The sequence below is a fragment of the Aminobacter sp. MDW-2 genome, from assembly GCF_014250155.1.
Classification (GTDB): domain Bacteria; phylum Pseudomonadota; class Alphaproteobacteria; order Rhizobiales; family Rhizobiaceae; genus Aminobacter; species Aminobacter ciceronei.
Map to the genome: position 1 here is coordinate 36,054 of NZ_CP060198.1, position 21,544 is coordinate 57,597.

Annotated in this window: 19 protein-coding genes and 1 riboswitch; of the genes, 9 read left to right on the forward strand and 10 right to left on the reverse strand. The window is 64.3% G+C overall.

Annotated elements, in window-relative coordinates; genetic code table 11:
* Positions 1–68 precede the first annotated feature (68 nt).
* The 5 genes from H5P29_RS28885 to H5P29_RS28905 form a co-directional block, all read right to left on the reverse strand.
* Entirely contained in the window at positions 69–2,273 is a 2,205-nt protein-coding gene (locus H5P29_RS28885; protein ID WP_371818664.1) for a malate synthase G, read from the reverse strand.
* A 10-nt stretch (positions 2,274–2,283) separates the two neighbouring features.
* Entirely contained in the window at positions 2,284–3,537 is a 1,254-nt protein-coding gene (locus H5P29_RS28890; protein ID WP_067967483.1) for a D-amino acid dehydrogenase, read from the reverse strand.
* Positions 3,538–3,682: 145 nt separating this feature from the next.
* Positions 3,683–3,785, reverse strand: a riboswitch (glycine riboswitch).
* A gap of 66 nt (positions 3,786–3,851) precedes the next feature.
* Positions 3,852–5,291: an amidohydrolase family protein gene (locus H5P29_RS28895; RefSeq protein ID WP_154384479.1), complete on the reverse strand. Its 1,440-nt coding sequence runs from the start codon at positions 5,289–5,291 to the stop codon at positions 3,852–3,854.
* A gap of 153 nt (positions 5,292–5,444) precedes the next feature.
* A complete protein-coding gene (locus H5P29_RS28900; protein ID WP_067967471.1) occupies positions 5,445–6,617 on the reverse strand; it encodes a Xaa-Pro peptidase family protein in 1,173 nt (390 codons plus the stop codon).
* Positions 6,618–6,653: 36 nt separating this feature from the next.
* Positions 6,654–7,814, reverse strand: a complete 1,161-nt coding sequence (locus tag H5P29_RS28905) for a mandelate racemase/muconate lactonizing enzyme family protein (protein WP_067967465.1) — start codon at positions 7,812–7,814, stop codon at positions 6,654–6,656.
* A 169-nt stretch (positions 7,815–7,983) separates the two neighbouring features.
* Here H5P29_RS28905 and H5P29_RS28910 point away from each other — a divergent pair, with 169 nt between their 5' ends.
* Positions 7,984–8,280 (forward strand): hypothetical protein, encoded by a 297-nt coding sequence (locus tag H5P29_RS28910; RefSeq protein WP_154384478.1) that lies wholly within the window; start codon positions 7,984–7,986, stop codon positions 8,278–8,280.
* A gap of 16 nt (positions 8,281–8,296) precedes the next feature.
* Here H5P29_RS28910 and H5P29_RS28915 read toward each other — a convergent pair whose 3' ends face one another.
* A complete protein-coding gene (locus tag H5P29_RS28915; RefSeq protein ID WP_067967460.1) occupies positions 8,297–9,781 on the reverse strand; it encodes a PLP-dependent aminotransferase family protein in 1,485 nt (494 codons plus the stop codon).
* Positions 9,782–9,936: 155 nt separating this feature from the next.
* On the opposite strand from H5P29_RS28915, the gene tauA reads away from it, so the two are divergent.
* The 8 genes from tauA (at position 9,937) to pta (ending at position 18,575) form a co-directional block, all read left to right on the forward strand.
* Positions 9,937–10,956, forward strand: coding sequence for a taurine ABC transporter substrate-binding protein (gene tauA / locus H5P29_RS28920; protein ID WP_067967457.1), 1,020 nt, complete (start codon positions 9,937–9,939; stop codon positions 10,954–10,956).
* Positions 10,957–11,039: 83 nt separating this feature from the next.
* Positions 11,040–11,852, forward strand: a complete 813-nt coding sequence (locus H5P29_RS28925) for a taurine ABC transporter ATP-binding protein (RefSeq protein ID WP_067968425.1) — start codon at positions 11,040–11,042, stop codon at positions 11,850–11,852.
* The gene (locus H5P29_RS28930; protein ID WP_154384477.1) at positions 11,845–12,672 is read left to right on the forward strand and encodes an ABC transporter permease subunit; all 828 of its coding nucleotides are present in this window, start codon (positions 11,845–11,847) and stop codon (positions 12,670–12,672) included. Before H5P29_RS28925 ends, H5P29_RS28930 begins: the two co-directional genes overlap by 8 nt.
* A 144-nt stretch (positions 12,673–12,816) precedes the next feature.
* Positions 12,817–13,203 carry a nuclear transport factor 2 family protein gene (locus H5P29_RS28935; protein WP_154384476.1) on the forward strand — a complete coding sequence of 129 codons (387 nt, stop codon included), beginning with the start codon at positions 12,817–12,819 and terminating at the stop codon, positions 13,201–13,203.
* Positions 13,204–13,226: 23 nt separating this feature from the next.
* The gene (locus H5P29_RS28940) at positions 13,227–14,627 is read left to right on the forward strand and encodes an FAD-binding oxidoreductase (protein ID WP_067967449.1); all 1,401 of its coding nucleotides are present in this window, start codon (positions 13,227–13,229) and stop codon (positions 14,625–14,627) included.
* Between the two features lie 68 nt (positions 14,628–14,695).
* The gene (xsc, locus tag H5P29_RS28945) at positions 14,696–16,471 is read left to right on the forward strand and encodes a sulfoacetaldehyde acetyltransferase (RefSeq protein ID WP_067967446.1); all 1,776 of its coding nucleotides are present in this window, start codon (positions 14,696–14,698) and stop codon (positions 16,469–16,471) included.
* A 74-nt stretch (positions 16,472–16,545) separates the two neighbouring features.
* Positions 16,546–17,577 carry a YeiH family protein gene (locus H5P29_RS28950; RefSeq protein ID WP_067967443.1) on the forward strand — a complete coding sequence of 344 codons (1,032 nt, stop codon included), beginning with the start codon at positions 16,546–16,548 and terminating at the stop codon, positions 17,575–17,577.
* A complete protein-coding gene (gene pta / locus H5P29_RS28955; protein WP_067967440.1) occupies positions 17,577–18,575 on the forward strand; it encodes a phosphate acetyltransferase in 999 nt (332 codons plus the stop codon). Before H5P29_RS28950 ends, pta begins: the two co-directional genes overlap by 1 nt.
* Before the next feature lie 27 nt (positions 18,576–18,602).
* Here the strand turns inward: pta and H5P29_RS28960 are convergent, their stop codons facing one another.
* From H5P29_RS28960 to ureG, 4 genes are all read right to left on the reverse strand, one after another.
* The gene (locus tag H5P29_RS28960; RefSeq protein ID WP_067967436.1) at positions 18,603–19,316 is read right to left on the reverse strand and encodes an XRE family transcriptional regulator; all 714 of its coding nucleotides are present in this window, start codon (positions 19,314–19,316) and stop codon (positions 18,603–18,605) included.
* Positions 19,317–19,384: 68 nt separating this feature from the next.
* On the reverse strand, positions 19,385–19,987 hold the full coding sequence (locus tag H5P29_RS28965; RefSeq protein ID WP_067967433.1) for a HupE/UreJ family protein: 603 nt from the start codon (positions 19,985–19,987) through the stop codon (positions 19,385–19,387).
* Between the two features lie 45 nt (positions 19,988–20,032).
* Positions 20,033–20,911: an urease accessory protein UreD gene (locus tag H5P29_RS28970; protein ID WP_067967430.1), complete on the reverse strand. Its 879-nt coding sequence runs from the start codon at positions 20,909–20,911 to the stop codon at positions 20,033–20,035.
* Positions 20,908–21,534, reverse strand: a complete 627-nt coding sequence (ureG, locus tag H5P29_RS28975) for an urease accessory protein UreG (protein ID WP_246341083.1) — start codon at positions 21,532–21,534, stop codon at positions 20,908–20,910. Before ureG ends, H5P29_RS28970 begins: the two co-directional genes overlap by 4 nt.
* Positions 21,535–21,544 lie beyond the last annotated feature (10 nt).

Below are 21,544 nucleotides of genomic sequence, written 5' to 3' on the forward strand. Positions count from 1 at the left end.
TGGGCACTGCCGACGACGAGGCTGATCTCCCCGTCGAACGCAGCAGCCGGCCCTGAGCTCCGCTGAACTTAGTGGGACCTTGCCCTCATCTTCGCCTTGAGTTCGAGCCTGCGCTTGTGGAGGACCGGTTCGGTGTAGCCGTTGGGCTGGGCGCGGCCTTCGAAGACGAGGTCGCAGGCAGCGCGGAAGGCGGTCGACTGGTCGAACTCCGGCGCCATCGGCTTGTAGAGCGGATCGCCGACATTCTGCCGGTCGACGATCGCCGCCATGCGCTGCAGCGAATCCATCACCTGGATGTGCGAGCAGACGTCGTGGCGCAGCCAGTTGGCGATGTGCTGGGACGAGATGCGCAAGGTGGCGCGGTCTTCCATCAGCCCGACGTCGTTGATGTCGGGAACCTTGGAACAGCCGACGCCCTGGTCGATCCAGCGCACGACATAACCCAGGATGCCCTGCGCATTGTTGTCGAGCTCGCGCTGGATCTCGTCGGGCGTCCAGTTGGGACGGACGACCACAGGCACCGACAGGATGTCGTCGAGCCGCGCCTTGGGCCGGCTCTTCAGCTCGGCCTGGACGGCATGCACGTCGACCTTGTGGTAGTGGGTGGCATGCAGCGTCGCCGCCGTCGGCGACGGCACCCAGGCGGTGTTGGCGCCAGCCTTGGGGTGAGCGATCTTCTGCTCCAGCATCGCTGCCATCAGGTCGGGCATCGCCCACATGCCCTTGCCGATCTGGGCATGGCCCGACAGGCCGCATTCGAGACCGGTGTCGACGTTCCAGGCCTCGTAGGCATTGATCCATGGCGCCTGCTTCATGTCGCCCTTGCGCACCATGGGGCCGGCTTCCATCGAGCTGTGGATTTCGTCGCCGGTGCGGTCGAGGAACCCGGTGTTGATGAACACCACACGTTCCTTGGCGGCACGGATGCATTCCCTGAGGTTGATCGTGGTGCGCCGCTCCTCGTCCATGATGCCCATCTTGATGGTCTTTCTGGGCATGCCGACGAGGCGCTCGACGCGGTCGAAGATCTCGACGGCAAAGGCCACTTCCTCGGGGCCATGCATCTTCGGCTTGACCACATACATCGAGCCGGCGCGGGAGTTCATGCGACGGCCCTTGGCTCCAACGTCGTGCAGGGCGATCAAAGCGGTGATTGCCGCATCCATGATGCCTTCGGGCACCTCGTGGCCGTCACGGTCATGGATCGCGGGATTGGTCATCAGGTGGCCGACATTGCGCACCAGCATCAGCGAGCGGCCGGGCAGCGAGACGGTCTTGCCATCGGCACCGGTATAGGCACGGTCGGCATTGAGCTTGCGGGTGACAAGCTTGCCGCCCTTGTCGAAGCTTTCCGCGAGATCGCCCTTCATCAGGCCGAGCCAGTTGCGGTAGACGGCGACCTTGTCTTCGGCGTCGACTGCTGCGACCGAATCCTCGCAGTCCTGGATGGTGGTGAGTGCGGACTCCAGGATCATGTCGGAGATGCCGGCCGGATCGGTCTTGCCGATCGCACTGTCTCTGTCGACCACCACCTCGACATGCAGGCCGTTCTTGACCAGCAGCACCGCATCTGGATTGCCGGCAGCACCACGATAGCCGGCGAATTGTTTGCCGTCGCCCAGCGCAACCGAACCAGACGCATTGGCCAGCACGAGCTTGCCGTCGACAATCGACAGCCCGGTCACGTCGCTCCAGCTGCCCTGAGCCAGCGGTGCTGACTGATCCAGGAACGCCTTGGCCCAGGCGATGACCTTTTGGCCACGCTTGGGGTTGTAGCCCTTGGTCTTCTCGGCACCGTCGGCGTCGGAAATCGCGTCGGTGCCGTAGAGCGCGTCATAGAGCGAACCCCAGCGCGCATTGGCGGCGTTCAGCGCATAACGCGCATTCATGACCGGCACGACCAGCTGCGGTCCGGCGACGGTGGCGATCTCGGGATCGACATTGTCGGTGGTAACGGCAAAGGCCGGACCTTCCGGCACAAGATAACCGATCTCGCTCAGGAACGCCTTGTAGGCGGCCATGTCGTGCGGGGCGCCATGCTTGCGGTACCAGGCGTCGAGCTTGAGCTGGAAGTCGTCGCGCTTCTCCAACAGCGCCCGGTTCTTCGGCGCCAGATCATGCACGATCGCGGCAAAACCCTTCCAGAAGGCCTCCGCATCGACACCCGTCCCTGGCAGAGCCTCCGCGACCACGAAGTCGTGGAGCTCGCGCGCAACAGAAAGGCCATGAAGGGAGACGCTGTCGTTTATCCGGTTCATCATGTTCATCGTCATAACTCCCGGGTCAGGCTGCAAGTGCAGCGTCGGTGCGGAACTCGCCCGAAACGGTCTCCGCGACCATCTGGGCTGTAGCGGCCGACAGCGTCCAGCCGAGATGACCATGGCCGGTATTGTAGAACACGCCGGACTGGCGGCCCTTGCCGACCCTTGGCATCATGTTGGGCATCATCGGCCTGAGACCTGCCCAGGGCACGACCCTGTTGGTGTCGACATCCGGGAACAGCATGCGTGTCCAGTCGACCAGCGGTCTGACGCGGTCATCGCGAATGTCTCTGTTCATGCCGTTGAACTCGGCGGTGCCGGCAACCCGGAAGCGCCCGGCGCCAAGGCGGCTGGTGACGATCTTGGCGCGGTCGTCGAGCAGGCTGACCCAGGGCGCGGCAACCTGGCTGCGCTCGTCGTCGAGATGCACTGTGATGGAATAGCCCTTGACCGGGTAGACATTGACCCGGTCGCCGAGCATCGCTGCGAAATGGCGACTGGCGGAACCGGCGCAGATGACGATGCCGTCGGCCTCGACGACCCTGTAGTCGGGCTGGCCGTCGGCACCTGACGTCGTATAGCCGATGCAAAACACGCCATCCCGGGCGATACGCTCGACATTGGCGTCGAAGACGAAGCGCGCACCGCGCCGTTCGCAGGCCTTGGCGAGGCCGAAGGTGAACTTGTGGATGTCGCCGGTCGAGTCCGACGGCGTGTAGAAGCCGCCATGAAAATCGCCATTTAACGTCGGCTCGATCGACTTTACCTCCTCCGCCGTCACCGGCCGGCGGTCGAGACCGCCCTCGACCAGCATCGCATTGACCTTCAGCGCGTGCTGGAAGCTCGGTCTGTCCCAGTAGAAATGCAGGATGCCGCGACGGACATGGTCGAAGTCGATGTTCTCGCGCTCGGCAATCGCAAACAGGTGCTTGCGCGCGGCAATCGCCAGCCGCGTCGTCTCCACCGTGTTGTCGCGGTAATTTGCGATATTTGAGACGAACTCAGCCAGCCAGGCATATTTGTGCCAAGTAGGCCGGGGATTCATCAGCAGCGGCGCATCACTGCGTAGCATCCACTTGATGCCCTTGAGCAAGGTCGACCAGTGGTTCCAGACCTCGGCGTTGCTGGCCGACAGCTGGCCGCCATTGGCGAACGACGTCTCCATCGCGGCATAACGCTGGCGGTCGACGACAGTGACGGTGTAGCCGCGCTCCAGAAGGGCATAGGCAGTGGTGACGCCGGTGATACCGGCGCCGATAACGGCAATATGGGGCATTTCACTCTCCGCGAACAAAGTTGGGTGCGGGCCGAAGCCCGCTGTTTTCCCCAATCTGTCGCTGTACCTGAGAGCTTAACCGCGTCAGCCTTGCCGGTGCGGCTTTCCCCTTCGGTGGACGCTCGAGGCGCCTCTCTCCAGATCGTTCAACTGCATGGTCACTTTTGCCTGAGAGTTTCCTGGGGGGTTGCTCCGTCGGCGTCGGCCGGTGTCATCTCGCAGCGGCCGATCTCTCCCATGCAGCCTCTTGAACGTATGCCTTCATAGCTGGTGCCGCACCCTTCCGCAACGCGAGACGCGGCAAGCTCCAGCCCTCAGTTGCCTTCGTCGTACAGTGTCGTGGTCGTCTCGACGTCTTCCTCGTGCAGGCCAGCGCGCACCACGGCGGCAGCCGCCAGCTCGCGCGCCTTGCGGCGGATGCCCGCTTCGTCGACACCCTGCACCTTGCCGTCGACATAGACCGCCTTGCCGTCGACCCAGGTCTGAGTGATCGAGGCCGTCGAGGCCGAGAACACCAGCGCCTGCAGCGGATCGTAGAACGGCGTCCACTCGACATGGTCGAGATCGAACAGAATGAAATCGGCCTTCTTGCCGATCTCCAGCGAGCCGATCTCGTCGTCCCACATCAGGGCGCGCGCGCCCTCGATGGTGGCGGCGCGCAGCGCATCGCGGGCAGTGAAGATGTCGGGCTTCAGCCGCGCATCCTTGAACATGCCGGCAACGACGAGCATCTGCCGCATCAGGTTCATGTTACCGGCGGCCGAGACACCGTCGGTGCCGAGGCCGACCTTGACGCCGGCCCTGACCATCTCGGGGTACTTGCCGATCGACGTGGCGCCCTTGCCGAGCTTGAACGACGAGCACGGGCAGAAGGCAACGCTGGCGCCGCGCTCGGCCAGAAGCTTGACCTCCTCATCCGACACGGCTGCGCCGTGAGCGATGACCAGGTTCTTGCGGATGCCGCCGGCATTGTCGACGCGGGTGATCGGCCAGCAGCCATACTTGCTCTCGCAGACCTTGGCCTCCTCGATCGAAGTCGCCAGGTGGTAGGTGGTGCCGACGCCCAGCTTCTCGGCCAGCGCCACGGCACCGACATGCAGTTCGAGGCTGCAGGGCTCCTTGCCCTCGATGTTGACCCAGCAGCGGGCACGACCGTCGAGCGTGTTGTTGTAGCGCAGCACGTTTTCCTCGAGCACCTTCAGCGCCGTCTGCGCGTCGGGGAAGAAGTGATGCTCGGCCATTTCCTCGGTCCAGCCGCGCGGCAGCTCCGACGGGCGATTATCGGCGGCGTGGCGGCCGGTGATGCCGCGGATGCCGGTCTTGTCCATGGCGCGGATGACGATGCCGGGATCGTATTGCGAGCCCATGTCGAGGAAGCAGGTGGTGCCGCAGCGCAGCATCTCGGTGATGCCGAGCAGCGCGCCCCAATATTCGTCTTCCTCCGTTATGTGAGCGTAGAACGGCTTGGCCCAGTGGAACACCCAGGCGCGGGTGTTGAGATTATCGGGGAAGACCGCGCGGGAAAGGGTCTCGGACAAATGCACGTGGCTGTCGACGAAGCCCGGGCAGATCCCCAGCATGGTGCCGTCGATGACCTTGTCGAAGCTCTTGCCCTTGTGGCGCGATGCCACATCGTCGGCCGCTCCGATGTCGGCGATGCGGTCGTTCTCGACCACCACGCTCGCATTGCGCAGCACCGTGTCGTTCTTGTCGACGGTGAAAGCGAAGTTCAGATTTTCGATCAGCGTACGCATGCGGCTCCACCCAATGCTTTACCCACGGACCCTCCCGATCGCGTCGCCGGTCCGTGACAGCGGGCGATATCCGAGCATTCGCACACTCTTCCGAGCGGAACGCGACGACCGGGCCAACAACCACCCCGGCCGCCATTTCGCAAGCGGTAGCCCTTAGGCCACCGCCTTGACCTTGCCGCCCTGCTTGGCGGTGCCGCAAAGGATCAGCTTGTCGGTGTCGGCGTAATCGGACAACAGCTCCGATCCCTTCGACGTCACCAGAAGCATGTCCTTGTTCTGCATGCCGTAGCCATAGCCGGTGTCGTAGCAGAGCGGCTCGAAACCAAGCACCATGTTCTCTTCCAGCGGCGCGTCGCTGCCCGGCTTGCCGAGCACCGGCGTCAGGCCGAGATAGGGGTCTTCGTGCAGGTGCAGGCCAATGCCGTGGCCAACGAACGAGATCGGCGGCAGGTTGAGCTTGGCGAGCTTGGCGATGAAGGCGTCGTAGATCTCGCGACAGCTCGCACCGGGCTTCACCTTCTCCATGATCTCATACTTGCACTCGACCAGGTGAGCCCAGATCTTGTCGGCCATGGGCGGCGCCTCGCCGACGATGGCCGTGCGGCAGACGCCGGCCTGGTAGCCGTTGATGACCGAGAAGATCTCGACGCGGCAGACATCGCCACGCTTGAGGATGCGGTCGGACGGGCCGACATTGGGCAGCACCGACCGCTCGCCGGTAGCGACGATCAGCAGCTTGAAGTGTTCGGCGCCAAGCGAATAGACGTTGCGGGTCAAATGACCGGCAATGTCCATCTCGGAGTCGCCGGCATCGACCACCGCCAGCGTGTCGGTGATCGCCTGGTCGGCGATCCGAGAAAGCTTGCTAAGCAATGCGACCTCTTCAGCCGTCTTGATCTGGCGCAGCCGCGCCAGGATCGGCTCGGCATGCTCGAACCGCGCGCCGGGCATCGCCGCGATCAGCCGGGCGAAATCGCCGGCCGGCAGATAGTCCATCTCAAGGCCGATGCGCGCCTTGCCAAGGCCGAGGCCGGCGAGCTGGTCTGCCAGCACCAGCATCGGATCGTCGGAGAATTCGGCCCAGATACGGGCCGGCATGTCAGGCAAGCGGCGCTTGATCGTTGATGCTTCCATGTCGACGCCGAAGATCGCGGTGCGGCCGTCCGCTGTGACGATGGTCATCGCATGGCGGTGGCGGATCAGCGGCTGCGACGGCACGACGAAGCCTGTGGTATAGGCGAAGTTCTCGGGCGACGAGCAGATGATGGCGTCGAGCCCATGCTCGGCCATTGCCCTCACCTGCTTGGCTACGATTTCTGCCCGCATGATTTGGTTCCTCTCCTTGAGTTTCTTGACCGGCGCTCAGTCGCGCACGCGGTATTTTTCGACCTTGGCGAGGTCGACATCGATGCCCATGCCCGGCCCCGACGGCACGACGACCGCACCGTCGACGACCTGCATCGGCTCGACCAAAAGGTCGTCCTTGTAATAGATGCCGCCGACCTGACCATGCTGCGCCTCGGCCGGTGTCGAGATCGGGATGACGCAGGACAACGTCGCTGCCGGCGATGCAGCCGCGACCTGGACGTTGGCGAGGTTGCCGATGCCTGTTTCGATCGAGCCGTTGACGTTGCAGATGATGCCGGCGGCGCGGCAGACCGCGCCGACTTCCATCGCCTTGTACAAGCCACCGGCCTTGGTGGTGTAGATCGAGACGATCTGGATACCGCCATTCTGGATGATCTGGATGGCGTCATGGGCGTTCCATGCCGACTCGTCGGCCATGACGGGCGCGTCGATGCGGCGGCCAACTTCGGCGATGCGCTCGATGCCCATCACCGGCTGCTCGACATATTTGAGCCGGTACTTTTCCATCTGGCGCACGGTCTGCACCGCCTCGCCAGGCGTCTTGTAGCCCTCATTGGCGTCGACGCAGATTTCCATCGCCTCGCCTGCAGCCTCGCGGACTGCCGCGACCATCTTGACGTCGCGCGCCGGGTCGACGCCGATCTTGACCTTGATCGTCTTGATGCCTTCGGCAGCAAGCTTGGCTGCCTCGACCTTGGCCTCTTCGATCGAGATCAGGCCGATCGAATGGGTGATGGCGACCTTGTCGCGCGCCTTGCCGCCGAGCAACGTATGAACGGGAACGTTCAGCCAGCGGCCGGCGAGGTCATAGGCCGCGAACTCGACGGCCGCCTTGGAATAGGGATAGCCGCGGATGATGGCATCCATGCGGGCATGAAGCTCGGCAAAATTGCCGAGTTCGAGACCGATGACGGCAGGCGCCAGGTAGGTCTCGATGACGCTGCGGGTGATCATGGCGGACTCGCCGAAGTAGCGGCCGAACTCACCGCCCCAGTCCTTCAGCGCCGGCGCCTCGCCCCAGCCGACCCGGCCGTCGCTGTCGGTCATCTTGACCATGACATAGCGACCGATGACCTCGGTCAGGCCGGCCCATTTGTGCTCGCGCCGCGTCGGCAGTTGAACAATGAGCGTTTCGATGGACTTGATCGTGGGCACCGGTCTCTACCTTTTCCTTGTCACCGCGGAGGCATCTCTGTACGATGCGATCATCTAGTGTGATCACACTTTATGATCATATTTTTGGATGTCAAGCGATCCCGGGATCGATTTTTCATGGCCGACCGAAACGGCCGTGATGCATGGTAGGAAGGCAGCGGAGGAAAAGATGATTGTCGAAGCGACCAATTATTTCGCCAAAGAGGATCAGGCGGATGAGGTTCTGAAGCAGCGCCGCAAGGCGACAGAGATCAGGCGCCAACTCGGCCTGGATCCCGGGCGCATCCTTGTGCGGACGGAAGGAAACGGACCTGACATACGCTGGGAATGCAGCTTCGCCTCAAGGGAAGCTTATGACGCCGACCGGGCTGCACGCGCAGCATCGCCCGACTTCGAAGCCGCACGCAAGCGGATGCACACGCTGCTCGAGCGCTTTGAGCGCCACGTCTACGAAGTGGTCGAATAGAGCGGCAGGTCCCGATCTAAGCCTGTGCCAGCAGCCGATTCATCCTTGCCCGCACACGGACAACACCCTCGGCGATATTGTCGCGCGGGATCGACGAATACCCCATGCGGAAGAAGCGGCACGGCCCGTCCGCATCGGGAAAGAACGGCGAGCCGGATTCAATCAGCACGCCGTCCTGCTTGAGTTCGTTCATCAAAAGGTCCGCATCCAGCCCATCGGGCCCCTCGACCCAGAACGAGGTGCCGCCAAAGGCTGACGATCCGGCGATGGTGAAGCCTTCGCGCTTCAGCGCTTCGGCCATGACGATGTGGCGCTTGTGGTATTCGCCACGCATGCGGTGCAGCACCGCATCGTGGTGGCCGAGCGCGAGGAAGTAGGCTGCAGTGCGCTGGAGATGGCCGGGTGGATGACGCAGCATCAGGGCACGCAACGCTCGCGCCTCACGGATGACCGGCGCCGGCGCCACGAGATAGCCCAGCCGCAGGCCCGGAAAAAGCGATTTGGAAAAGCTGCCGATGTAGAACACCCGACCGCTGCGATCGAAGGACTTCAGCGCCGGAGACGGCGGCGCGAGAAAGCTCATCTCGAACTCATAGTCGTCCTCGACGATGATGAAGTCCCTGCTGGCGGCAGCTGCCAGGAGTGCTGCGCGGCGCTCGACGGGCATGGTGGCGCCGGTCGGCGAATGGTGGCTCGGCGTGACGAAGACCGCGTCGACCTTGGCAGGCAGGACCTCGGGCGGCAGGCCTTCCTTGTCCACGTCGATGGCCGTCACGTCTGCACCGCTCAGCTTGAGCGATGCGCTCATGTCAGGGTGGCAGGGGTTCTCGCACACGGCGTGCGCGCCCTGCCGCAGCAGCAGCTGGGTGACGATCCACAGTGCATTCTGCGCTCCCACCGTGACGAGGATTTCATCAGGCGTGGCGCGAATGCCGCGACTGGGCAACGTCCTGGAGCAGATGTAGTTGACAAGCTGCACGTCGTCGGCAGCGGCAAAGTCGCCGGCCATCAGTTCAAAATCCTCGCGCGCCAGCGCACGCCGGGCACAGTCGCGCCAGGCGCCGAGATCGAACAGCGACGGGTCCATCTGGCCGTAGAGGAACGGATAAGGATAGCGGCGCCAGTCGAGCGGCTTGCGCATCTGCTTGGCAACGATGAAACTCGACCGCAGTTTCATCGACCAGTCGATTTCGTCTGCGCCGACGCCGGACACCGCCGCTTCGAGCACGGTCGTCGGCGGGTTGCCGGCAACACGATAGGAGCTTCGGCTGGCGGTTTCGACATAACCCTGAGACGCCAGTTCCTGATAGGCAAGCGTCACCGTGATGCGCGAAATGTTCAGATATTCAGCAAGCTTGCGGGTCGAGGGCAGCTGAGCGCCAGGCTGCAGCCGGCCAGACAGCACCGCCGAGACCACGGTCTCGCGGATCTGCGCCTGCAGGCCGATGCGGCTCGCTCGGTCGAGAAAGAAGATCGTCTCCGAAACTGTCGCCTGTGCCATGGTCCCACGCAGGTTCAATCTGGAGTCATTCAACTTCCAATCTGGATATAAGGCAATTCAAAGGTTCCATTTAACCCTATGTCCAGAACCAAGACCGGCATCAAAGCCGGCAAGTTCCCGGAATAACCGGTGGCTAACAAAACAAGAGGGTAACGATGATACACTTTAAGCATTTCAAGCATTTGGCCGGCGCCGCAACCATAGCGGCCGGCGTCTTCACCTCCTGTCTCGCTTATGCCGAAACGACGGTCGTCGTCGGCTATCAGCAGATCGTCGGGCCGTTCGTCACGGCCATCGCCGACGGACGTTTCGACGCCGCCGCCAAGGAAGCGGGCTACACCGTCGACTGGCGCCAGTTCAGCTCGGGCGGCGACATCTCGACGGCTCTCGCCTCCGGCAGCGTGCCGATCGGCGTGATCGGCTCGACCGGCACCACCGCCGCCGCCACGCGCGGCGTCAATCTCGAACTGTTCTGGATCCTCGACAATATCGGCAAGTCGGAGGCGCTCGCCGTCCGCAACGGCTCGGGCATCGAAAAGCCCGAGGATCTGAAGGGCAAGAATGTCGGCGTACCGTTCGTGTCGACCTCGCACTTCCATCTTCTTGTCGGCCTCGAGCAGGTGTGGAAGATCGATCCGCGCGAGGTCAACATCCTCAACATGAAGCCGCCGCAGATCATCGCCGCCTGGCAGCGTGGCGACATCGACGCCGCCTATGTCTGGCCGCCGGCACTGACCGAATTGCTCAAGAACGGCAAGACCATCGCCGATTCAGAGACCATCGGTGCTGCCAGCGTACCGACCTTCGACGGCCTTGTCGCCGACAAGAAGTGGGCCGCCGAGAACCCGAAGTTCATGGCCGCCTTCACCAAGGTGCTGTCTGAATCCTACGCCGACTACAACAAGAACAAGGCAAGCTGGACGGCGGACTCGCCTCAGGTGCAGGGCATCGTCAAGCTGATCGGCGGTGACGGCGCAGGTGCGGTCGAAGCGCTCAACCTGCTGTCGTTCCCCAATGCCGACGAACAGGCATCCGAAACATGGCTCGGCGGAGGCGCCATCAAGGCATTGAATGAAAGCGCCAAGTTCCTCGTTGCCCAGAAGCAGATCGACAAGGCGCTCGACGACTACGCGCCCTTCGTCAACAGTAGCTACGCCAAGGACGCATCCAAGTAACATTGGACGTGCCGCCGGTCGGATGCCGGTCGGCGGCACTTTCTCCACCACTCGATTGCATTTTCTTCGAAAGGCTCGACGCGATGGAAACCCTCAACGTCAGCAATGTCAGCCTGACCTATCCAGGCCTCTACTCCGACCAGGCGGTGATTGCGCTCAAGGGCGTGAACCTCGAGGTCAAGAGCGGCGATTTCGTCGTCGCCCTCGGTGCCTCGGGCTGCGGCAAGACCACACTGCTCAACCTGATGGCCGGCTTCATGACACCAACCGACGGTGATATCACACTTGGCGGACGTCAAGTCGTCGGCCCAGGCGCCGACCGTGGCGTCGTCTTCCAGAAGCACGCGCTGCTGCCCTGGTTGAATGTCATCGACAACACCGAATTCGGGCTCAAGCTGCGTGGCATAGACAAGGCGACCCGGCGCGAGCTGGCGACCAAGAATCTCGCCCTTGTCGGCCTGCAGGATTTTCACCGCCACATGATCTACCACCTGTCCGGCGGCATGCAGCAGCGCGTCGGCATCGCCCGTGCGCTGACCTGCGACCCGGCGATGCTTCTGATGGACGAGCCGATGGCGGCGCTCGACGCGCTCACCCGCGAGACCATCCAGGAGCTGCTGCTCAAGGTCTGGCAGCTGACCAACAAGATGTTCTTCTTCATCACGCACAGCGTCGAAGAAGCACTTTTCCTCGGCTCCCGGCTGATCGTCATGTCGCCGCGCCCGGGCCGCATCACCCACACCTATGAGCTCGATTTCAATCGGCGCTTCCTTGAGGAGGGCAACGCACGTGCAATCAAATCCAGCCGCGATTTCATCGACATGCGCGAGCAGATCCTCGGCATCATCTACGGCGACGAGCGCCAGTCCGGCAATCCGGAACACCTCCATGCTTGAGCGCCTCTCACGGGCCAAGTCCGTACGCCCGGGCAAGATCTATGGCGCGCCGGGCGACGGCATGAGCGGCCATATCAGCCTGATCACGGCGCTTGTGCTGTTCGGTCTCTGGCTGCTGATCACCGAGATGGGCTGGGTCCAGCCGCTGTTCCTGCCCTCGCCGCTTGCCGTGTGGGACAAGTTCGTCGTCGCCATGACCGATGGCGTTTCCAACTCGACGCTCATCCAGCACACGCTGGCCAGCCTTGGCCGTGTGCTCGGCGCCTTCTTCCTGGCGCTGGTCACAGCCGTTCCGGTCGGCATCCTGATGGGCGTCAACCGCACGGTGCGCGGCCTGTTCGACCCGATCATCGAGTTCTACCGGCCACTGCCGCCGCTCGCCTATCTGCCCTTGATCATCATCTGGCTCGGCATCGGTGAATTCCCGAAGGTGTTCCTGATCTATCTCGCCATCTTCGCGCCCATGGCGATCGCCGCCCGTGCCGGCGTCCGCTCGGTGTCGACCGAACAGATCCATGCCGCCTATGCCATGGGCGCCACCCGCGCCCAGGTCATCTCCCAGGTGATCCTGAAGGCCGCCCTGCCCGAGATCTTCACCGGCATGCGCATCGGCATCGGCGTCGGCTGGACCACGCTCGTCGCCGCCGAAATGGTCGCCGCCCACCGCGGTCTCGGCTTCATGGTGCTGAACGCCGCCGAGTATCTCGCCAGCGATACGGTCATCATGGGCATCATCGTCATCGGCATCTTCGCCTTCGCCTTCGACCTCATGCTGCGCTACCTGGAAAAGGCGATGATCCCCTGGAAGGGCAAGATCTGATGCCAAAACTTGCACACCCGGCGACGTCGCCACCAGGCTGACGCCAAACCTGATCTTACCAACAGACAGACCAATCCGCCGGCTTGTCCGGCCACGGCGAAGCCATGCCCAAAGGCTCTGCCGTACAGATACGAGGACCACGACATGTCACTCACCGCCGACGGCCTGGCTCGCCTCTTCGACGCTTTCAACCGCCACGACATCGACGGCGTCATGGAGTTCTTCGCCGGCAACTGCGTCTTCAACGGCGTCGCCGGCCCAGAGGCCTACGGCACCCGCTTCGAAGGTACCGAGGCGATCGCCGCTGCTTTCAGCGGCGTCTGGAAAGCGATGCCGGACGCGCACTGGGCCCATCATGGCCACTTCGTCCATGGCGACCGCGCCGTCTCGGAATGGACGTTCACCGGCACCAACGTCGACGGCAGCCGCGTCGAAGCAGAGGGCTGCGATCTGTTCACGCTCGATGACGGCAAGATCGTCCGCAAGCAGGCCTTCCGCAAGAACCGGCCGCTGATTGCGGCTGGTGCCTGAGCGGTCTCGGGAGGACCACGTCAATGGAACATCAACTCTTGAGGTCCGCGGCACAACGTCTGCCGTTCGATCCGGCCTATGACCCGGTCCATGCACAAAACCCGGGCGCCGGCAAGGACTACGCGCCGACCTACTGGATCGCCACCGCCGGCCCGCAGCCGGAAGACGACGGCCCCGTCACGCAGGACATCGACGTCGATGTCGCCATCATCGGCTCGGGCTATACCGGCCTGTCCTGTGCCATTCATCTGGCCAAGGAGCACGGCATCAAGGCGACGGTGCTGGAAGCAAATGGCGTCGCCTGGGGCTGCTCGACCCGCAATGGCGGCCAGGCGCAGATTTCGGCCGGCCGGCTCAAGCGTTCGCAGTGGATCGAGCGCTGGGGCGTCGACGTCGCCAGAAAAATGCATGTCGAGATAGCGGAAGCCTTCGACCTGTTTCGCGACCTGATCAGCCAGCCCGAGATCGACTGCGATCCTCAGGATGGCGGCCATCTCTACATCGCCCATCGCGACAAGGTTCTGCCGGCGCTGGAAAAGGAAACGCGCCTGCTCAACGACATCTTCGGCTACCGCGCCCGCATGGTCGGCCGCGACGAGGTCCACAGCGATTTCGTTCGCGACGCCGAAGCCAAGGGCGCGATGTACGAGCCCGACGGCATGGGCATTCATGCCGCCAAGCTCGCCTTCGGCTATCTCAGGCTCGCCCGCAAGCTGGGTGCGAAAGTGCACACCTCAAGCCCAGTCCTCGGCAGCGAAATCAAGGGCGGCATACATCACCTGCGCACGCCGGGCGGCATCGTCAGGGCGCGCGCAGTCTGCATCGCCACCGCCGGCTACACCTCGCCCGGCCTGCACGAGCTGACGCGCCACCGGCTGATGCCGATCCTGTCCAACTCGATCGTGACGCGGCCGCTGACGGACAGCGAGCGCGAGACGCTGAACTTCCAGACCCGCATCCCGCTCACCGACACACGCACGCTGCGCCACTACTACCGGATGCTGCCCGACGGGCGTGTGCAGATCGGCAGCCGCAGCGCCATTACGGGGCGGGACGCAGTCAATGCAAGTCACCTCGACCGTTTGCTCGAAGGGCTCTACCGCAAGTTTCCGATCCTGCGCGGCATCGATGTAGACTACTCCTGGTGGGGCTGGGTCGACGTCAGCCACGACATGATGCCCCGCATCTTCCGGCCCGATCCTAAGCAACAGCTGTTCTACGCCATGGGCTATGGCGGCAACGGCGTCATGTACTCGGCCCAGGCCGGCCGCCGCATGGCCCAGATGGTCGCCGGCAAGGGCGGCGAACTCGACCTGCCGATCTTCACCTCCCCGTTGCCCAGCCACGGGTTGCTGACACCGTTTCGGCGCCTCGGCCAGTGGGGAATGTACCGCTGGTATTACCTCAAGGACGAAATCCTCTAGCGCATCGGCCCAAAAATCGGACCCGACTCCCAAGACCAGACCTGCCCCCATCGAAAGGAACCCAGAAAATGAAAATGACCACCGAAGAAGCTTTCGTCAAAGTCTTGCAGATGCACGGCATCGAGCATGCCTTCGGCATCATCGGCTCGGCCATGATGCCGGTGTCGGACCTGTTCCCCAAGGCCGGCATCAAGTTCTGGGACTGCGCGCATGAGACCAATGCCGGCATGATGGCCGACGGCTTCAGCCGCGCCACCGGCACCATGTCCATGGCCATCGGCCAGAACGGCCCGGGTGTGACGGGCTTCATCACCGCGATGAAAACGGCCTACTGGAACCACACGCCGCTGCTCATGGTCACGCCGCAGGCAGCCAACAAGACCATCGGCCAGGGCGGCTTCCAGGAAGTCGACCAGATGGCGATGTTCGAGGAGATGGTCTGCTACCAGGAAGAGGTGCGGGATCCCTCACGTATTCCCGAGGTGCTGAACCGCGTCATCGAGAAGGCCTGGCGCGGTTGCGCCCCAGCGCAGATCAACATCCCCCGCGACTTCTGGACCCATGTCATCGACGTCGACCTGCCCTCTATCGTGCGTTTCGAGCGCCCCGCCGGTGGCCCGCAGGCGATCACGGAAGCAGCGCGCCTGCTGTCGGAAGCAAAGTTCCCGGTCATCCTGAACGGAGCCGGCGTCGTCATCGGCAACGCCATCAACGAATCCATGGCGCTGGCCGAGCGTCTCGACGCGCCGGTCTGCTGCGGTTACCAGCACAATGACGCCTTCCCCGGCAGCCACCGTCTCGCCGCAGGACCGCTCGGCTACAACGGCTCGAAGGCAGCGATGGAGCTGATCGCCAAGGCAGACGTGGTGTTGGCGCTCGGCACCCGCCTCAACCCGTTCTCGACCTTGCCCGGCTACGGCATCGACTACTGGCCGAAGAATGCCGCGATCATCCAGGTCGACATCAATGCCGATCGCATCGGTCTGACCAAGAAGGTTTCCGTCGGCATCTGCGGCGACGCCAAGCAGGTCGCCCGCCAGATCCTCGAGCAACTGACGCCCTCGGCCGGCAATGAAGGCCGCGAGCAGCGCAAGGCGGCGATCCACCAGAACCGCTCGGCCTGGCTGCAGCAGCTGTCGTCGATGGACCACGAAGAGGACGACGTCGGCACCGAATGGAACGCCACCGCCCGCCTGCGCGAGGCCGACCGCATGTCGCCACGCCAGGCCTGGCGTGCGATCCAGGCGGCCCTGCCCAAGGAAGCGATCATCTCCACCGACATCGGCAACAACTGCGCCATCGGCAACGCCTATCCGAGCTTCGAACAGGGCCGGAAATATCTCGCACCGGGCATGTTCGGCCCTTGCGGCTATGGCTTCCCGTCGATCGTCGGCGCCAAGATCGGCTGCCCCGACGTGCCGGTGGTCGGCTTCGCCGGAGATGGCGCTTTCGGCATCTCGATGAACGAGATGGGTGCGATCGGCCGTGAAGGCTGGCCGGCGATCACCATGGTGATCTTCCGCAACTACCAGTGGGGTGCAGAGAAGCGGAACACCACGCTGTGGTATTCCAACAACTTCGTCGGCACCGAACTCAACCCCAACCTCAGCTACGCGAAGGTGGCGGAGGGCTGCGGCCTGAAGGGTGTCGTCGTCGACACCACGGCCAAGCTGACCGAGGCGCTGGCCAAGGCCATCGACGACCAGGCCAAGGGCATCACCACCTTCGTCGAGGTCGTGCTTAACCAGGAACTCGGCGAGCCCTTCCGCCGCGACGCGATGAAGAAGCCGGTGCCGGTGGCTGGCATCGACCGCGCCGACATGCGCCCCCAGAAGCGCGCCTGACCTCGCTGCAAAAGCGTCCGCCCGGTTCGCCGGGCGGGCGGTCTGCCAACACCTTCTTGACCGGGAATGATTGAATGAACACCGCCGCTGCGACACAACGTTTCAATGGCCTGCCTTCGGTGGTGCAGGTCTACTGGCCCGGCCTTGCCGTCACCGCTGCGGTGGCGATCGCGGCACAGTTCCTCTCCGATCACTACGGTGCACCGGCGATGCTGATGGCACTGCTGCTCGGCATCGCTTTCCACTTCCTGTCCGAGGAAGGCCGCTGCGTCGCCGGCATCGACTTCTGCGCCAAGAAAGTGTTGCGAATCGGTGTCGCCCTGCTCGGCATGCGCATCAGCGTCGATTTGCTGATCGGGCTTGGCGCCAGCACCATCCTGCTTCTGGTTGCCGCCATCGCCGCGACCATCCTGTTCGGCCTCGCCGCCGCCAAACTTCTCGGCCGCGGCTGGCGCCTTGCCCTCATTACCTCCGGCTCGGTCGCCATCTGCGGCGCCTCGGCCGCCATGGCAATCGCCGCAGTATTACCCAAGAACGAGTTCTCCGAGCGCAACCTGATCTTCACCGTGCTGTCGGTGACGGTGCTGTCGACACTCGCCATGATCTTCTACCCGATGATCGCCCAGGCCATCGGCCTCGACGCGCGCGCCACCGGCATCTTCTTCGGCGGCACCATCCACGACGTCGCCCAGGTCGTCGGCGCCGGTTTTTCGGTCTCGCCAGAGGCGGGTGAGACGGCGACGCTGGTCAAGCTCATCCGCGTCACCATGCTGGCACCGGTCGTGCTGATCTTTTCGCTCGCCACCCGCAATGTCGGCTCGGTCGGCGAGAGCGGCAAGCGCCCGCCGCTGCTGCCCGGTTTCGTCATCGCCTTCCTCATTCTCGCCGCCATCAACTCCTTCGGCCTCATTCCGGAGGCGGTGTCGAAGGTCGGCATGGAGACGTCGCGCTGGGCCCTGCTCGCCGGTATCGTCGCCGTCGGCATGAAGACCTCATTACGCCGTGTGCTCGACGTCGGCGGCGACGCGGTCGCCCTTATCGTCGCCGAGACCATCTTCATCGGCCTCTTCATCCTCGCTGGCATCTATTATCTGGGGCACGCCTGATGAAACCGCTGGAACGCATCCTCGCCACGGCGAAACAGGCCCCCAGGCGCATCGTTCTCCCCGAAGGCGAGGACCCGCGTATCGTCGAAGCTGCGATCCGGGCCAGCCACGAGGGCGTCGCCGAGATCACTCTGGTCGGCAACCGCGGCATCATCGAACAGGCACTTGCGGACGCCGGCGCGAGCCAGCTCGATCTCCGTATCGAAGACCCTGTTTCCTCCGCGCTGGCGTCGCGCCTCGCCAATGCCTATTTCGAGCTCCGCAAGACCAAGGGTGTCGACGAAGCCTCGGCTGTCGAGGCGCTGCGCTCCCCCCTTGTCTTTGCCGCCATGATGGTGCGCGAAGGCGAGGCCGACGGCACAGTGGGCGGCGCTGTCGCCACCACTGCCGATACCGTGCGGGCGGCGTTGCAGACGATTGGCAAGGCGCCGGGCGTCGGGCTGGTGTCGAGCTTCTTCCTGATGATGCTGTGCCAACCCCATCACGCCAAGAAGGGCGCCTTCGTCTTCGCCGACTGCGGCCTGGTGGTCGATCCCGATGCCGCCGGCCTCGCCGACATCGCCCGCATGTCCGCCCGCTCCTACCAGGCGCTCGCCGGCGCACCGGCCAAGGTGGCGATGCTGTCGTTCTCGACCAATGGCAGTGCTGCCCACGAGCGCGTCTCCAAGGTGGTCGAGGCAACCCGGCTGGCACACGCCGCCGATCCCGACCTTGTCATCGACGGCGAGCTGCAGTTCGACACTGCCTTCGTCGAAGCCGTCAGCGCCTCCAAGGCGCCCAATTCGGCGCTGCATGGCGAAGCCAATGTCTTCGTCTTCCCCAATCTCGACGCCGCCAACATCGGCTACAAGATCGCCCAGCGCATCGGCGGCGCCGACGCCATCGGCCCGATCCTCCAGGGCCTGGCCAAGCCGGCCAACGACCTCTCTCGCGGCTGCACGGCAGAGGACGCCTTTCACATGATCGCGGTGACGGTGGTTCAGGCGCAGGTCCGGTAAGGGGACCGACACCAGCCATGTGGCAAGTCAGTCTTCTCCGCCCTGCGGGTAAGAGATGATCGACAGAAACCTTATCGGCAGCTTTGTCAGTTGTTCGGGACCGTGTGGGGTGTCGGCTTCGAAGAACAAGCTGTCGCCGGGCGACATGTGATAGAGCGTTGGGCCGTGGCGATAGGTGATCTCGCCCTCGAGCAGGTAGAGGAATTCCATACCCGCGTGCTGGAACAGCGGGAAGGTGTCGGTGTGGCTGGTCAAGGTGATGAGATAGGGCTCGACGGAGACAGTGCTGGATGACGAGCCGATGTAGCCGAGCAGATTGTAATGGTGGCCGGCGCGGGTGCCGCGCCGCTCCACCTCGACGCCTGTGCCCGCCCGGACGAAGACCGCGCTGCGCTCGTCCTCGAAGCTTCTGAGCAGCGCGGTCATCGGGACGCCAAGCGCCTGGGACAGGGCCTGCAGCGTGGTCAGCGACGCCGAGATGACACCGTTTTCGATTTTCGACATCATACCGACCGAGATGTTTGCCGCCCCCGCAAGCTCGGTTGCCGTCATGCCGCGGCGCTTGCGGCAGGCCCGTACCTCGCGCCCGATCGCGGCCTGCAGTTCGTTCTCGCTGGGTGCCCGGACCGCGTGCGGATCCTGCTGAAGCGCAGCCGGCGCGGCCGTCCTGGCGAATGCCGTAGCTCCGCGCGCAAGGAAGCCCGCGGCGCGAGCCGGACGCGTGAGAACTGAACTGCTCATCCTGGCACCTCGTTGCTTTTAAGCCTGCAGCCGCCGCCCTGTGGGGGCGGCCGCTGAAACTGCCTGTCTCAGACGAGGCCGGTCACCACGCCTATACCGGCGAAAGCGGCGAGCGCGCCAAGCGAACGGACCACGACCGCTCCACGTACGCCGGCCTTGCCGTCGAGAGCCAGGCCGAAGCCAAGTCCGGCCGCGTGCAGCATCGCCGTCGCCAGCACAAAGCCTGCGCCATAGGCCAGACCGCTAGCACTTTCGGGCATCTCGGCGCCGTGGGCATAGCCATGGAAGACCGCGAAGAAGCCGACCAGCGCCATGGCCGCCGCCACTCCGGCGCGCAGGTTGAAGGCGACGACACCACCGAGAACGACGATCGACAGGCCGATGCCGAGTTCGACGAACGGCACGGCAATGCCGGCAAGACCAAGTGCGCCACCCAGGATCATCACGGACACGAAGCTTGCCGGAACGAGCCAGCGGGCCCGGCCGCCCAGCTGGGCGGCAAAGAGCCCAACCATCACCATGGCGAGCACATGGTCGAGCCCGCCGAGCGGATGGGCAAAGCCGTGGGCGAAACCTTCGACATGGCCGATGCCGGTGTGGGCACTGGCGAGACCGGGCGCCAGTAAGAAGGCGGCCAGTGCCGCTGTCCGAATGAGAGATTTGCTGTTCATGATCCTGTTCCTTTCATCATTCACAGATCAGATGCGAATTGGTCGTCATTTGCGCCGCCGCGCAGGTTGCTGGCCGAAGGCCGCAACCACTGCGAGCGCAAAGAGATCGTTGGCGATGCCGCGCGCCGCGATCGCGTCCGCCGCCAGGCAGCGCACGCCCCAGCCTGCTCCATTGGGCAGCGCGGTGATGCCGGCGACCTGGCGTTCCGCTCGACCGAGACCGGCGAGCTCATCGACAGTTGGCAGCCGGTCAGGCGCGCCAACGAGCATGAAACTGGACACGACTTTCCATGCGCCGACGGGCGAAGCGGGTCCGGCAAGGTCCGCTCCGGCGATGTCAAGATTGTCGCGCACGAGCAGCCGTCCGTCGGCGTCCCGAATCTCGACCTTCGCCTGCAACTTCTCGAACGGACGGTTGCGCGCCTGCGGGTCGTGCAGGGCGAAGGCGTCGGACAGCAACAGCACCGCACCGGGCGCGAGCCGGGCCTGGGTGATGTTCGAACACGCGGCACCGGGAAACAGCACCAGCGGATCGGGGGTCAGCGCCAGGAACGCCCCTTCCTGCAGCACGATCTCGGTCGTCTGGCGAGCCACCTGGCCGTAACAGTCGTGAACGACCGTGGCCGCCTGGGTGGTGACGTGGCCGGCGGCGCCCGTCCCAACATCGAGGCGGCTCGAAAGCCTGTCGTCCCGGTAGAGCCCGCCCGAGGAAGACTGCTGGTAGACGGTGAGCAGGGACGGGATGGCGACATCGAGTGCAAACGGCCGCGTCATGTGGAACGGGTAGGAGACGTACTGGCGCCCGATATGCGTACGCGCGCCATGACGGGACAGCGACAGCTCGAAGCGGCCGTTGCGCGCCCCGGCCTGGCGCGGATGCGGCGTGGCATGCTCGGAGCGCAGTTGTGGCCAGTGGCTGATCATCTGAACAACACGTCCGAGAGGATGCGGTCGGCGATCGTGTCGACCCCTTCATTGCTGCGGCAGTTTGTGAGCGCCATCGGCCGGCCGGCGCGCGCGGTGGCAGCCTGTGCTGCCATCGCCGCGAGGTCGACGCCGACATAAGGGGCAAGGTCGGTCTTGTTGACGACCAGCAGATCGCATTTGAGCACGCCGGGGCCGTTCTTGCGCGGAATGTCATCGCCGCCGGCAACATCGATGACGAACATCCACCAGTCGACGAGGTCGAGCGAAAAGGTCGAGGCGAGATTGTCGCCGCCGCTTTCGATCAGGATCAGCTCGACATCCGGGAACAGCGCCTCGAGATCGTCGGCGGCGGCGATGTTGAGGGTGGGATCCTCGCGAATGACGGTGTGCGGGCACGCGCCCGCCTCGACAGCCGCGACGCGTGCCGGGTCGATCAGGCCCGAGCGGCGGATGCGCTCGGCGTCCTCGGCGGTGACAAGGTCGTTGGTGACGATCGCCAGCGACACGCCGCGCGCCGCAAAGGCCGGGATCAGCCGTTCGATCAACGCGGTCTTGCCGGAGCCGACGGGACCGCCGATGCCGATGCGGGCGGCGCCGACGCGCGAGGGAGGCGGATTCATTGAGGTCGTC